Genomic DNA, 14,045 nt, shown 5'->3' with positions numbered 1-14,045 from the left:
TGCGGTGGTTTCAGACGACGGCAGGCGCGAAAACAAAAAGCTTAGAGCACGCGGCATGAATCCCTTTGGAAATCAGCGCTTCAGGCGGCTGACGGACCGCCGCCTCAACCCTCCGTTAACCATCCCCATTTACGGTTCGGTAAGTATGGCGCGCGTGCGCCGCGCAAGCAGTGGTGGCGATGTCCGGGGTCCAGCCAGAAAATTCGACAGGACGTGGGGGCAAGGCGGTCTGCGCCTTGCTGCTGGCGACCAGCATGTTTGCCCTGCTGCGCCCAACGGCGCTGCAGGCACAGGAAACGGAACTGCGCGGCGAGGTTTCGGAATCGGCGATCCTGTCCGACCAGCAGCGCAAGGCGAGACAGCTGGCCCTGGCAGCGCAGGGTCAACAGCCGGCCAACGCCGCACAGGACAATGCGCCGGCCCGCACCTATCTGCCGGCCAGCGCCGGTGCCGTGCCTGACGACGCCGACACTGGCGACGCCACCGCGACCGGCAGCCTCTTCGACCCGCCGGCAGCCACTGACGACACGTCCGCCGACACTGCGGCGCCGCCCAAGCCTCGCCGCCGCTCGTCGAGCGCCAGGCAGAATGCGGCTGACCAGGCCAAGGGCAAGGCTGCCGACAAGTCGAAGAAGAAGAAGAAATCGACGGCCGACACCTCCGACATCACCGCTTCCACGACCGCCTCCCGGACCGCCTCCACGACGGACGCCACCGATGGTGCGGACACCGATGAGGACACGGCCAACCGCCGCGCTCTCACCATCGACAGCGCCGACAGGCAGAAGCTCGACCCAGGCGCGGAGCGCACGGACGCCATCGAAGGCCAGAAGAAAAAGCTGGAGGATGATCCGTTTGCCGCCACCGGCGTCAAATGGGGCTCCTTCGTGATCCGGCCGACGATCGAACAGGGCCTGACCGCAACCTCGAACGGCGATTCGAGCAGTGCCGGCACGTCGGCGCTGCTGTCCGAGACGGCGCTGCGCTTTTCCGCCGCCTCCGACTGGCGCGAGAACTCAGCCACGATCGACGGCTATGGCCTGTTTCGCGAGACCGTCTCGGGGTACCCGGTTCACGACGAGCAAGGGCGCATCGAAGGCCAGCTCAATGTCGACCTCGACAATGAGTTGCGCGCCATCGCCAAGCTCGGCTACGAGGCCGTGCCGGAATCGGCATCATCGCCGGACGCCATCGCGGGCGTCAGCAAGCAGCCGCTGCGGCAGACCATCGATGGCAGCCTCGCCGTCGAAAAGCATCTCGGCAAGATGCAGTACACGTTGACCGGCGCGGTCTCGCACGACTTCTACGGCGACGCCAAGCTCTCGGACGGCACCTCGCTGTCGCAGAAGGATCAGGACTCCACGCTCTACACCGCGACGTTGCGCACCGGCTACGAGATCTCCCCTGCCCTGACCCCCTTCACCGAAATCGAGGTCGGCCGCCGGACCTATGATCAACGCATCGACAATGAAGGCTTCGAGCGCTCGTCGACGCGGCTCGGCGCCCGCGCCGGCCTTGCACTCGACATGGGTGAAAAGCTGTCGGGCGAATTCTCGGCCGGCTGGCTCAGGGAAGCGATCGACGACAAGAACCTTGATGCGATCTCGGGTGCCACCGTCAACGCCGACCTCAAATGGTCACCCGAGCGCGGCACAACGATCGGCCTGACCGGGCGGACTACGGTCGAGCCCACGACCACATCGGGCGAGAGCGGCGACATCCTCTATTCCGGTCGCCTGACAGGCGAACGCCAGATTCGCGCCAACCTCACTGCCAACGCGGCTCTGGGCCTCGACTGGCGTGATTACATCGGCATCGACGGCCATGACAGGGTGTTGAGCGCCGAGGCCGGACTGACCTGGTGGCTGAACCGCTACGCCGGCCTCACCACAAGGGTGAGGACCGAGAAGCTGACCAGCAATCTGCCGGGCCGCGACTACACCGCCAACAGCATCTTCCTCGGCGTGAAGGTGCAGCGCTGAGGGCTTGCGTGCCAAACGTGCGTTGAGATCCGACCGGCCCTTCCGCGGACCGGCTGAACATCGACATCGACTTAAGATGCGGCGCCGCGGCGCTCGGATGGCTTCATCTCATCGAGAAGCGTGCGGATCACACCGGCCATGTTCTCGTTCATGTCGCTGCGCCACAGCGCGAAGGCGACATTGGCCTCGACAAAACCTTCCGGCGATCCGCAGTCGAACGTGCGGCCCTGATAGTTGTAGCCATAGAAAGGTTGCTGCTTTTCCAGCTTCAGCATGGCGTCGGTAAGCTGGATCTCGTTGCCGGCACCCTTTTCCTGGCCTTCGAGAATCTTGAAGATCTCCGGCTGCAGGATGTAGCGGCCGTTGATGTAGAGATTGGACGGCGCGGTGCCGGTCTTCGGCTTTTCCACCATCTCGGTGATGCGGAAACCGTGATGCGTGTCCTCGCCGCGGCCGACGATGCCGTATTTGTGGGCGTCGGCGGGATCGCATTCCTGCACGGCGATGATGTTGTTGCCGGTCTCCTCGTAGAGCTCGACCATTGCCTTCATGCAGCTCTTCTCTGACTGCATGATCATGTCGGGCAGCAAAAGCGCGAAGGGCTCGTCGCCGACGAGCTCGCGGGCGCACCAGACGGCGTGGCCAAGTCCCATCGGCACCTGCTGGCGTGTGAAACTGGTCTGCCCCGGCGCCGGCTGCAGCCGTTGCAGCCGGGCGAGCTGGTCGTCCTTGCCGCGCTGGGCCAGCGTGTCATAGAGTTCGAACTGGATGTCGAAATGATCCTCGATGACGGCCTTGTTGCGACCGGTGACGAAGATGAAATGCTCGATGCCGGCCTCGCGCGCCTCATCCACCACATACTGGATGACCGGCCGGTCGACGACGGTCAGCATTTCCTTGGGGACAGCCTTGGTGGCCGGGAGAAACCGTGTGCCGAGACCGGCGACCGGGAAGACTGCCTTGCGAACTCTCTTCATGCTTTCAATTATCCGTTTGATGGCCAGCTCCGCAATCCCCGTTTCAAGACATTTTCACGCCGGAATTTGGGACTACTGGGCAACTGAGGGGAACGTCCACCGGTAAAGCTTCGAAGCGTCTTTTCGTTCCCGGTGGCGCCTATGGTAAACTAATTCCTAACCTGGTTCGGCGATGAATGGTCTTTCCTGAGACAGAGAAGGAGGAAAAGATGTCCGTTCGCAATGCCGCAAAAATTTTTACCAGCGTCATGGCGGCAGCCAGCCTATCGCTCGCTCTGCTGATGCCTGGCCCCGCTTTCGCCGATGCCGGTTTCCGGCAGTGGGTCGCCGGCTTCCGCGCCACAGCCGTGCAGAGCGGCGTTTCCGGCGCCCTCTACGACCAGGCCTTCAGGAACATCAGGGATATCGATCCGGTGGTGCTGGAAAAGGCGCGTACGCAGCCTGAATTCACGGCCCCTGCCTGGGATTATTTCGACAACCGCGTCCATGACCAGTCGGTCGCCGTCGGCCAGCAGATGGCCAGGAAATGGAAGCCGTGGCTGGACCGCATAGAGGCCAGGTTCGGTGTCAACCGCTACATCCTGCTGGCCATCTGGTCGATGGAATCGAACTATGGCGAGATCCTCAAGCGCGACGACGTCATGCGCAATGTGGTGCGCTCGCTGGCGACCTTGGCCTATGCCGATCCGAAGCGGGCGAAATTCGCGCGCACCCAGCTGATCGCCGCGCTGAAGATCCTGCAGACCGGCGATATCGACGAAAGCCATCTGAGCGGATCGTGGGCCGGCGCCATGGGCCACACCCAGTTCATCCCGACCAGCTATCTCCACTATGCCGTCGACATGGACGGCAACGGCAAGCGCGACATCTGGAATTCGATCCCCGATGCGCTGGCGACATCAGCCAATTTGTTGAAGAAGAATGGCTGGCAGGCTGGCAAGACCTGGGGCTATGAGGTGGCCTTGCCGGCCGGCAAACTTCCCGGCGGTTCCAAGACACTGTCGCAATGGCAGGCGCTCGGCGTCGTCAGGGCCAACGGCAAGCCGTTCAAGAACGGCTCCGACAAGGCGACGCTGAAGGTGCCGGACGGCCGCAGCGGGCCGGCCTTTCTGATGATCAAGAATTTCACGGTCATCAAAGCTTACAACAATGCCGACAAATATGCGCTTGCCGTCGGCCTTCTTGCCGACGAAATCGCCGGCTCCAGCGGTCTTGTGCAGGACTGGAAGCGGCCTTTCACCAAGCTCACTTTCGAGGAAAGGCAGGAGCTGCAGCAGCGGCTTTCCCAACATGGCCTTTATGAAGGCAAGTTCGACGGCAAGATTGGCGACGGCTCGAAATCAGCCATCTTGGCCTTCCAGGCGAAGGCCGGCTTGACCCAGGACGGTTACCCGAGCATGGAAGTGCTGAAGTGGCTCCGGCAGAAATAGAGCCGCCTGCGCTGCCGCGCGGCCTTTCGGTCGCGCAAAGGACGCTGTAGCAATCTGGTTGGCACGGCATTTGCCGAGAAATCGATGCGGTTTTTCGGCAGGACCGCGCCAAGGGATGGAGGAAACGATTGGCTTCGGCTGCGCGCATCGCAGGGCTTGTCCGTCGCATGCCGGTGCTCATTCTGGCCGTGATCGTGCTCGCGGTCGGCGTGGCTGGCGCCTTTCACGCGCCCGCCTTGGCGCAGGAGCAGCAAAACCGCGGCTGGTCGTTGCGCGACCTTCTGTTTCCGCGCCGCAGCGAGCGCATCGAGCCGCCGCAGGACATCCAGAAGGCAAGGCCCAGGCCCAAGGCGAAAAAACCCCGCGCCCCGCGCCCGCCCGCGGAACCGGAAATCCCGGTGGTCGACAAGGCACCGGACGCCCGCACCGTCCTGGTGGTCGGCGACTTCATGGCGGCCGGCCTCGCCGAAGGCCTCGACACCGCCTTTGCCGAGAATACCGGCGTCAGGATCGTCGTTCGCAGCAATGGCTCGTCCGGCTTCGTACGCGATGATTTCTACAACTGGCCCGAACAGATCAAATCGCTGATCGAGACCGAAAAACCTGCCGCCGTGATCGTCATGCTGGGTTCCAACGACCGCCAGCAGATGAAGGTGGGTGACGTGCGCGAGCAGCCCCGCTCTGAAACCTGGACCAAGGAATATGAGCGCCGGACCGAGGCGTTCGGCAAAGCTATCGCGGAGGCAAAGGTACCCTTCCTATGGGTCGGCATGCCGGCGTTCCGGGTGCCGAAGATGACCTCCGACATGCTGGCCTTCAACGACATCTATCATCAGGCGGCTGAAAGCCATGGCGGTGAATTCGTCGACGTCTGGGACGGCTTCGTCGATGAGAACGGTGCTTTCGTCACCAGCGGCCCCGACATCAACGGCCAGCCGGTGCGGCTGCGCGCCGATGACGGCATCAACGTCTCGAGGGCGGGCAAGCGCAAGCTCGCCTTCTATACCGAAAAACCGTTGCTGAAGATCCTCGGCCTGACCGCGCCTGGAAGCGTGGTCACACCGTCCGCTCCGGCGGGCGCCCCTGTCGAGGCGCCGGCGCCGGCCGCGGCACCCATCGTCATCGACCGCACCGCGCCGATGCTGCTCAGCGATCCGGCACTCGACGGCGGCTCCGAGCTGCTTGGCGCGGCCCCGCCGGCGAAGGCAAATCCGGACCTGCCCGGTGAAAAGCTTGTGGTCGAGGGCAAGGCATCCGTGGCCTCGCCGGGCCGCGCCGACGATTTCTCCTGGCCGCCGAAGGCCGCGGCCGCGACCGACGCAACGACCGCAATCAATCGTTAGTATCCCAGCGCGGTCTCTGAGGCCGTTTCGAAACTCGCTCCTCGGAAGCGCAGAAAACGCCGTCAGATGGCCGCAGGAGTAGAGTTTCCAAACGGGCTCAGCGAGGTAGGACGCTCGACCCCATCAGTGCCTCGTCGATCGAGCGTGCCGCCTGGCGGCCCTCACGGATCGCCCAGACGACCAGCGACTGGCCACGACGCACGTCGCCGGCCGCATAGAGCCTGTCGACGCTGGTCCTGTAGTCGCGGTCATTGGCCTCGACATTCCTGGAGCGGCGGCTGTCGGTGGCGATCTTCATCTCACCCTCTAGCTCCTTCGCCACTCCGGCCGCGGCCGGCCCGGCAAAGCCGATGGCGATGAAAGCGAGATCGGCGCGGATGACGAATTCGCTGCCGGCGATCGGCTTGCGCTTGTCGTCGACCTCGCAGCACTTGACGCCGGTCAGCTGGCCTTCCTCGCCGATGAATTCGAGCGTCGCCACCTGGAATTCGCGCTCCGCCCCTTCGGCCTGCGAAGACGAGGTGCGCATCTTGGTCGCCCAGTAGGGCCAGACCGAAAGCTTGTCTTCCTTCTCCGGCGGCTGCGGGCGGATGTCGAGCTGGGTGACACGCACGGCGCCCTGGCGGAAGGCCGTGCCGACACAGTCGGACGCTGTATCGCCGCCGCCGACGACGACGACATGCTGACCGCCGGCGATGATCGGATGCGACGGCCACGCCACTGACTGGATCGGTTCGCCGCCGACCCGCCTGTTCTGCTGCACCAGATAGGGCATCGCGTCATGCACGCCGCCGAGATCGTCGCCGGGAATGCCGGCTGCGCGCGGCGTTTCCGAGCCGCCGCAATAGAGCACCGCATCATGTTCGGCGAGCAGCTCGGCAACCGGCTTGTCGACGCCGACATTGACGCCGCAATGGAAGGTCACGCCCTCACCCTGCATCTGCTCGATGCGCCGGTCGATGTAGTGCTTCTCGATCTTGAAGTCGGGAATGCCGTAGCGCATCAGCCCGCCGGGCCGGCTTTCGCGCTCGTATACATGAACATCGTGGCCGGCGCGGCCAAGCTGCTGGGCAGCCGCCATGCCGGCGGGACCGGAACCGATGACGGCGACGCGCTTGCCGGTCTTCTTTTCCGGCGGATAGGGCCTGATATGGCCGGTTTCATAGGCCTTGTCGGCGATCGCCTGCTCGACCGTCTTGATGGCGACGGGAATGTCCTCGAGGTTCAGCGTGCAGGCTTCCTCGCAGGGTGCGGGGCAGATGCGGCCGGTGAACTCCGGGAAATTGTTGGTCGAATGCAGGTTGCGGATCGCATTGTCCCAGTCGCCATTGTAGACGAGGTCGTTCCAGTCCGGAATCTGGTTGTGGATCGGGCAGCCGGTCGGCCCGTGGCAGAACGGAATGCCGCAATCCATGCAGCGCGCGGCCTGTTTCTCGACCTCCTTGTCCGACATCGGCAGCGTGAATTCGCGGAAATGCCGGATGCGGTCGGAGGCCGGCTGGTACTTGTGCACCTGCCGGTCGATTTCGAGAAAGCCTGTTACCTTGCCCATAGTCCAGTTCCTGCTGTCCAGATGGTGCGGTTTTCGCCGCACCCGTTAACCCCTTGAGGCAGCCATGGCAACCTTGCGCCGGAGGTCAAACTGTCGATGAAGATGGGCCGGGAAGCCTGGGCTCCCCGGCAATTGCAAAGCCTATTCCGCCGCGACGCCCATGCGCATGCGTTCCATCTCGATCAGGGCGCGGCGGTATTCGACCGGCATGATCTTGCGGAACTTCGGCCGGAAAATCGTCCAGTCGTCGAGAATCTCGCGGCCACGTACCGACCCGGTGTAGTGCACATGGTTGGAAATCAGCTGGTAGAGCCGCTCCTCGTCATGGCTGGTCATGTCGCCGGAGACGTCGACGCGACCCTTGTGATCGAGGTCGCCGCCATGGTGCAGCAGCCTTTCCATCAGATCGTCTTCTTCGGGAACCGGCTCCAGCTCGACCATCGCCATGTTGCAGCGCTCGGCGAAATCACCCGCTTCGTCGAGCACATAGGCGACGCCGCCCGACATGCCGGCGGCGAAGTTGCGGCCGGTCTTGCCGATGACGACGACGATGCCGCCCGTCATGTACTCGCAGCCATGATCGCCGACGCCTTCGACGACGGCCGCTACGCCCGAATTGCGCACGGCGAAACGCTCGCCGGCGACGCCGGCGAAATAGGCCTCGCCCTCGGTTGCGCCATAGAGCACCGTGTTGCCGACGATGATGGACTCAGCCGCGACGATCTTGGCCTCTTCCGGCGGCCGGATGACGATGCGCCCGCCCGACAGGCCCTTGCCGACATAGTCGTTGCCGGCGCCGACAAGCTCGAACGAGATGCCGCGCGCCAGGAAGGCGCCGAAGGACTGGCCGGCAGTGCCGGTCAGCTTCACCTGGATCGTGTCCTCGCGCAGGCCCTTGTGCTTGAAGCGCTTGGCCACTTCACCCGACAGCATGGCACCCGTCGAGCGGTCGACATTGCGGATATCGACCTCGATCTTGACCGGCAGCTTGCTCTCGAGCGCCGGCTTGGCCAGCTCGATCAGCTTGCGGTCGAGCACGTCGTCGATCGGGTGCTTCTGACGCTCGGTCCAGTGCACCGCTTCATGCGGCGCATCCGGCTTGAAGAACATCTTCGAGAAATCGAGCCCGCGCGCCTTCCAGTGCACGATCAGGTCGCGCTTCTCCAAAAGATCGGTGTCGCCGATGATCTGGTCGATATGGGTGTAACCCATCTCGGCGAGCAGCTCCCTCACCTCTTCCGCCACGTAGAAGAAGAAGTTGATGACATGCTCGGGCGTGCCTTTGAAGCGCTTGCGCAGCACCGGATCCTGCGTCGCGACGCCGACCGGGCAGGTGTTGAGATGGCACTTCCGCATCATGATGCAGCCGGCCGCGATCAGCGGTGCCGTCGAGAAGCCGAACTCGTCGGCGCCGAGCAGCGCGCCGATGATCACGTCGCGCCCGGTGCGCAAGCCCCCGTCGACCTGCAGCGCAACGCGCGACCGCAAGCCGTTCAGCACCAGCGTCTGGTGCGTCTCGGCAAGGCCCATTTCCCACGGGCTGCCGGCATGCTTGAGCGAGGTCAGCGGCGAGGCGCCGGTGCCGCCATCATAGCCCGAAATGGTGATGTGGTCGGCGCGTGCCTTGGCGACACCCGCCGCAACCGTGCCGACACCGACCTCCGACACCAGCTTGACCGACACGTCGGCCGCCGGATTGACGTTCTTCAGGTCGTAGATCAGCTGTGCCAGATCCTCGATCGAATAGATGTCGTGATGCGGCGGCGGCGAGATCAGGCCGACGCCCGGCGTCGAATGCCGGACCTTGGCGATGGTCGCGTCGACCTTGTGGCCGGGCAGCTGGCCGCCCTCGCCGGGCTTGGCACCCTGCGCCACCTTGATCTGCATCATGTCGGAATTGACGAGATATTCGGCAGTCACGCCGAAACGACCCGAAGCGATCTGCTTGATCGCCGAGCGTTCCGGGTTCTTGCCGCCGCCGGGCAGCGGCAGATAGCGGTCGGCCTCTTCGCCGCCCTCGCCGGTGTTCGACTTGCCGCCGATCTGGTTCATCGCGCGTGCCAGCGTGGTATGCGCTTCGCGCGAGATCGATCCGAATGACATCGCTCCGGTCGAGAACCGCTTGACGATGTCGGCCGCCGACATGACGTCGTCGAGCGCCACCTTCGTGCGGCCGGTTTCCCCGGCCAGCTTGAGCTTGAACAGGCCGCGAATGGTCTGGGCGCGGGCCGTCTCGCTGTCGATCTGGGCGGAATAGTCCTTGAACGTTTCCCACGATCCCTGGCGCACGGCGTGCTGCAAGGTGGCGACCGCGTCGGGCGACCAGATATGCGCCTCGCCGCGCATGCGGTACATGTATTCGCCGCCGACCTCGAGGCTGTTGCGCAGCACGGGGTCGTTGCCGAAACCATCATTGTGGCGGCTGAGCGTCTCGGTCGCGATCTCGTCCAGGCCGACGCCTTCGATCAGCGTCGCGGTGCCGGTGAAATATTGCTGCACGAAATCGGTCTTCAGGCCGATGGCATCGAAAATCTGCGCGCCGCAATAGGACTGGTAGGTCGAGATGCCCATCTTGGACATCACCTTGAGGATGCCCTTGCCGATCGACTTGATGTAGCGCGAAACGACTTCGTAGGCGTCCACTTCCTTCGGCAGTTCGCCGCGCTTGTGCATGTCGAGCAGCGTATCGAAGGCGAGGTACGGGTTGATCGCCTCGGCGCCATAGCCGGCAAGGCAGCAGAAATGATGCACTTCACGCGGCTCGCCGGATTCGACGACGAGGCCGACCGAGGTCCGCAGCCCCTTGCGGATCAGGTGATGATGGACCGCGGCCGTAGCCAGCAGCGCCGGAATGGCGATGCGGTCCGGCCCGACCTGGCGGTCGGACAGGATGATGATGTTGTAACCGCCGGCAACCGCCGCCTCGGCCCGCTCGCACAGGCGGTCGATGGCGCCCTGCATGCCCGCGGCCCCTTCGGCGGAGCCATAGGTGATGTCGATCGTCTTGGTGTCGAAGCGGTCCTCGGTGTGGCCGATGGAACGGATCTTTTCGAGATCGCCATTGGTCAGGATCGGCTGGCGCACCTCGAGCCGCTTGCGGCGCGAATTGCCGACGAGGTCGAAGATGTTCGGCCGCGGCCCGATGAAGGACACCAGGCTCATCACCAGCTCCTCGCGGATCGGATCGATCGGCGGATTGGTGACTTGGGCGAAGTTCTGCTTGAAATAGGTGTAGAGCAGCTTCGACTTGTCCGACATCGCCGAGATCGGCGTGTCGGTGCCCATCGAGCCCACCGCCTCCTGGCCAGTCGTGGCCATCGGCGACATCAACAGCTTGGTGTCTTCCTGGCTGTAGCCGAACGCCTGCTGGCGATCGAGCAGGCTGACATCCTTGCGCAGCGCGCGCGGCTCGACCGGCTTCAAATCTTCGAGGATGAGCTGCGTGTTGGCGAGCCAGGTCTTGTAGGGATGCTTGGTCGCGATCTCCGACTTGAGCTCCTCGTCGGAGACGATACGCCCCTTCTCCAGATCGATCAGAAGCATACGGCCGGGCTGCAGCCGCCACTTCTTGACGATCTTCTCCTCGGGCACGGGCAGCACGCCGGCTTCCGAGGCCATGATGACGCGATCATCGTCGGTGACGATGTAGCGTGCCGGGCGCAGTCCGTTGCGGTCGAGCGTGGCGCCGATCTGGCGGCCATCGGTGAAGACCACCGCCGCCGGCCCATCCCACGGCTCCATCAGTGCCGCATGGTATTCGTAGAAGGCCTTGCGATCGGCATCCATGAGCTTGTTGCCGGCCCAGGCTTCCGGGATCAGCATCATCATGGCATGGCTGAGCCTGTACCCGCCCTGGAACAGGAACTCGAGCGCATTGTCGAAGCAGGCGGTGTCGGACTGGCCGTCATAGGAAATCGGCCACAGCTTCGAGATGTTGTTGCCGAACAGTTCGGAATCGACCGACGCCTGACGCGCAGCCATCCAGTTGTTGTTGCCGCGCACGGTGTTGATCTCGCCATTGTGGGCGACCATGCGGTAGGGATGCGCCAGCTTCCATGACGGGAACGTGTTGGTCGAGAAGCGCTGGTGGACGAGGATCAGCGCCGTCTCGAAGCGCGGATCCTTGAGGTCCTTGTAGTAGGCCCCGACCTGATAAGCCAGGAACATGCCCTTGTAGACGATGGTGCGCGCCGACAGCGACACGCAATAGGCGCCGATGTCCATGTTGTCGTTCTCGGCATAGATGCGGCCCGATATGACCTTGCGCAGCAGATAGAGCCTGGCCTCGTATTCCTCGTCATCGGTAATGTCTGGCGTGCGGCCGATGAATATCTGCCGATGGAACGGCTCGGATGCCACGATGTCAGGCGCCTTCGAAAGCGACGAATTGTCGACGGGCACGTCACGGAAACCGATGAGCGGAAGCCCCTCGGATTGCGCCGATTCGGCAATGATGTCCTCGATATGGGCGCGAAGGGCCGTGTCCTGAGGCATGAACCAGTGTCCGACGCCGTATTGGCCCGCCGGCGGCAGGTCGATGCCCTGGGCTGCCATCTCCTCACGGAAGAACTGGTCGGGAAGCTGCACCAGCACGCCGGCGCCATCGCCGACCAGCGGATCGGCGCCGACGGCGCCGCGATGCGTCAGGTTTTCGAGCACAGCCAGCCCGTCCTCGACGATCTGATGCGACTTCACACCCTTCATATTGACGATGAAGCCGACGCCGCAGGCGTCATGCTCGTTGCGCGGATCGTAGAGGCCTTGGGCGGAAAAGCCGTTGGCGGTTCGGCCAATATTGGATCGCAAGGTGGTTTTGACGGTTGCCGCTTTCGTCTGCGCGGCCTGGCCGTTCGTCGCAGAGTGCGTCATGTCCGTCATCTCCTGTCCTCCATTCCCAGCCATTCAGGCGCTGGTTTGCCTCGGCAAGCGCTTGGCTCACCCTGATCCTTGTGGCACGTCTTGCGAAATCCTTGTCGAACCAGGCGGCTTTCCGCATGGATCGCATCTGGTAATCGTACAGGCCAGAGTCTGGCTGTCCACCTGTCGCTCGCGGCAACAGCCGGAGAGGCCCAAATGATACGCCAATCCAGCTCGTTTTGTGCGACAAAATAAGACAGCACTACTGTCCTAAATTTTTATGGCAGAAATCCCAGGCGCGCACAAGACCGATTCACAAAAAACTTGGGCTTTTCGCGACAGAAAATGTCGTCAAGTCCGGGAAAAACGTAAGCTTCAGTCGTCGGCCTGGGCTTTGCCGGTGGCTGGCTTTACTGTTTTTCCGGCGCCTGGCCTCTTGCGGTCCGCTCGCGAAACCGGTCAACTTCAGGCTGATTTCCCCAAAACCCCGATCCCCCAACCCCCCGACCTCCCAAGACATAGGCAGATGCATGTTCTTCGCTTCCGACAATTGGGCAGGCGCCCATCCCAACATTGCCGCCGGCCTGTCGGCGAACGCCGGCGGCTTCTCCACCGCCTATGGCGACGGTGCGCTCGACCGGGCAGTCTACCAGCGCTTCAGCGAGATTTTCGAACGCGAGGTCGCGGTTTTCTTTGTCGCCACCGGCACGGCCGCCAACTCGCTGGCGCTGACCGCTTACAACAAGCCGGGCGGCATTTCCTTTGCTCACCGCGAATCGCATGTCATCGAGGACGAATGCGGCGCGCCGGTGTATTTCTCCGGCGGCTCCCGCTTGCATGAGATCGATGGCGCGCTGGGCAAGATCGATCCGCACAATCTGGAAAGGACCATCGGCCGTTTCGCACCGGAAATCGTCCATTGGGGACGGCCGATGGCCGTTTCGATCACCCAGTCGACCGAGGTCGGCACCATCTACGGTCTGGATGAGATCGAGACGATCTCGGCGATCGCCAAACGATATTCGGTGCCCCTGCACATGGATGGCGCCCGCTTTGCCAATGCGCTGGTCGCGCTCGACACGACACCGGCCGAAATGACCTGGAAACGCGGCGTCGACATCCTGTCCTTCGGCGGCACCAAGAACGGCTGCTGGTGCGCCGAAGCGATCGTGCTGTTCGATCTCGATCGTGCCAGGGAATTGGCGTTCCTGCGCAAGCGCGCCGCCCAGCTGTTTTCGAAATCGCGCTTCGTCGCAGCGCAGTTCGAAGCCTATTTCAAGGACGGATTGTGGCTGGACACCGCCCGCCACGCCAACGCCATGGCCGCACGCCTTGCCGCCGCGATCGAGGATTCGGCAACGGCCAAGCTGGCATGGCTGCCGCAGGCGAACGAGGTTTTCGCGGTGATCAAGAAGACCGAGGCCGAGAGGCTGCAGGCCGCGGGTGCCGCCTTCTACGACTGGCACAAGCCGCATGGCTTTGACGGCCACATCGGCGAGGACGAATTGCTCTACCGCTTCGTCACCAGCTTCGCGACGACGGCCGAAGAAGTCGACCGCTTTGGCCTGCTGATCGCCTGATAACGGATATCCCCGACAACAAAAAAGCGGCGCCTTTCGGCGCCGCTCAGACTGCTGACAAACCCCGTCGATTTTCGGCGGGGTTTTTTGTTATGTGATTGAAGTGTCTTGGACTGTTTGTGTCAGGGGATTTTGACAGGAGGCGTTGGGCCTCATGTGCGGGCCGACTTGGGCTTCGGGCACAGGCAAAGGGCGATCTTCTTGATGTTTTGTGCGGCGGCGGCGAGCAGGCACTGGCAGGCGACCTTGGTGAGACTTCGGAACCGCGCATAGCGGTGACCATGCAGTTGCTTGGCGTCGGCGAAGGAGCGCTCGACGGTCTCC

General features: G+C 63.4%; 8 protein-coding genes. 4 read left to right on the top strand and 4 right to left on the bottom strand.

Annotated features, from left to right (window positions below; translation table 11 throughout):
• The first annotated feature begins 179 nt into the window (after positions 1 to 179).
• Positions 180 to 1,982, top strand: a complete 1,803-nt coding sequence (locus tag MESCI2_RS0120405; RefSeq protein WP_027038193.1) for an outer membrane beta-barrel protein — start codon at positions 180 to 182, stop codon at positions 1,980 to 1,982.
• 71 nt (positions 1,983 to 2,053) lie between these two features.
• On the opposite strand, the gene galU is transcribed toward MESCI2_RS0120405, so the two are convergent.
• Complete coding sequence (galU, locus tag MESCI2_RS0120400) at positions 2,054 to 2,959, bottom strand: UTP--glucose-1-phosphate uridylyltransferase GalU (RefSeq protein WP_027038192.1); 906 nt, start codon at positions 2,957 to 2,959, stop codon at positions 2,054 to 2,056.
• Between the two features lie 209 nt (positions 2,960 to 3,168).
• On the opposite strand from galU, the gene MESCI2_RS0120395 reads away from it, so the two are divergent.
• A complete protein-coding gene (locus tag MESCI2_RS0120395; protein WP_027038191.1) occupies positions 3,169 to 4,389 on the top strand; it encodes a lytic murein transglycosylase in 1,221 nt (406 codons plus the stop codon).
• A 128-nt stretch (positions 4,390 to 4,517) separates the two neighbouring features.
• The gene (locus MESCI2_RS0120390) at positions 4,518 to 5,732 is read left to right on the top strand and encodes an SGNH/GDSL hydrolase family protein (RefSeq protein WP_027038190.1); all 1,215 of its coding nucleotides are present in this window, start codon (positions 4,518 to 4,520) and stop codon (positions 5,730 to 5,732) included.
• A 97-nt stretch (positions 5,733 to 5,829) separates the two neighbouring features.
• Here the strand turns inward: MESCI2_RS0120390 and MESCI2_RS0120385 are convergent, their stop codons facing one another.
• Together MESCI2_RS0120385 and gltB are read right to left on the bottom strand one after the other, a co-directional pair.
• The gene (locus MESCI2_RS0120385) at positions 5,830 to 7,284 is read right to left on the bottom strand and encodes a glutamate synthase subunit beta (RefSeq protein ID WP_027038189.1); all 1,455 of its coding nucleotides are present in this window, start codon (positions 7,282 to 7,284) and stop codon (positions 5,830 to 5,832) included.
• Positions 7,285 to 7,425: 141 nt separating this feature from the next.
• Positions 7,426 to 12,162 (bottom strand): glutamate synthase large subunit, encoded by a 4,737-nt coding sequence (gltB, locus tag MESCI2_RS0120380; protein WP_027038188.1) that lies wholly within the window; start codon positions 12,160 to 12,162, stop codon positions 7,426 to 7,428.
• 509 nt (positions 12,163 to 12,671) lie between these two features.
• On the opposite strand from gltB, the gene MESCI2_RS0120375 reads away from it, so the two are divergent.
• A complete protein-coding gene (locus MESCI2_RS0120375) occupies positions 12,672 to 13,721 on the top strand; it encodes a threonine aldolase family protein (RefSeq protein ID WP_027038187.1) in 1,050 nt (349 codons plus the stop codon).
• A gap of 152 nt (positions 13,722 to 13,873) precedes the next feature.
• On the opposite strand, the gene MESCI2_RS0120370 is transcribed toward MESCI2_RS0120375, so the two are convergent.
• Positions 13,874 to 14,045: transposase (locus tag MESCI2_RS0120370; RefSeq protein WP_197031573.1), on the bottom strand; the 172-nt coding region annotated here is incomplete at its 5' end.

This window comes from Mesorhizobium ciceri WSM4083, from assembly GCF_000519305.1.
Taxonomy (GTDB): domain Bacteria; phylum Pseudomonadota; class Alphaproteobacteria; order Rhizobiales; family Rhizobiaceae; genus Mesorhizobium; species Mesorhizobium ciceri_B.
This window is presented reverse-complemented; position numbering and strand designations above follow the sequence as displayed.

Excerpts from the sequence above, each read along its gene's own strand:
- MESCI2_RS0120395 (WP_027038191.1), top strand. The coding sequence starts at position 3,169 with ATGTCCGTTCGCAATGCCGCAAAAATTTTTACCAGCGTCATGGCGGCA.
- MESCI2_RS0120405 (WP_027038193.1), top strand. The coding sequence starts at position 180 with ATGTCCGGGGTCCAGCCAGAAAATTCGACAGGACGTGGGGGCAAGGCG.
- galU (WP_027038192.1), bottom strand. The coding sequence starts at position 2,959 with ATGAAGAGAGTTCGCAAGGCAGTCTTCCCGGTCGCCGGTCTCGGCACA.
- gltB (WP_027038188.1), bottom strand. The coding sequence starts at position 12,162 with ATGACGGACATGACGCACTCTGCGACGAACGGCCAGGCCGCGCAGACG.
- MESCI2_RS0120375 (WP_027038187.1), top strand. The coding sequence starts at position 12,672 with ATGTTCTTCGCTTCCGACAATTGGGCAGGCGCCCATCCCAACATTGCC.
- MESCI2_RS0120385 (WP_027038189.1), bottom strand. The coding sequence starts at position 7,284 with ATGGGCAAGGTAACAGGCTTTCTCGAAATCGACCGGCAGGTGCACAAG.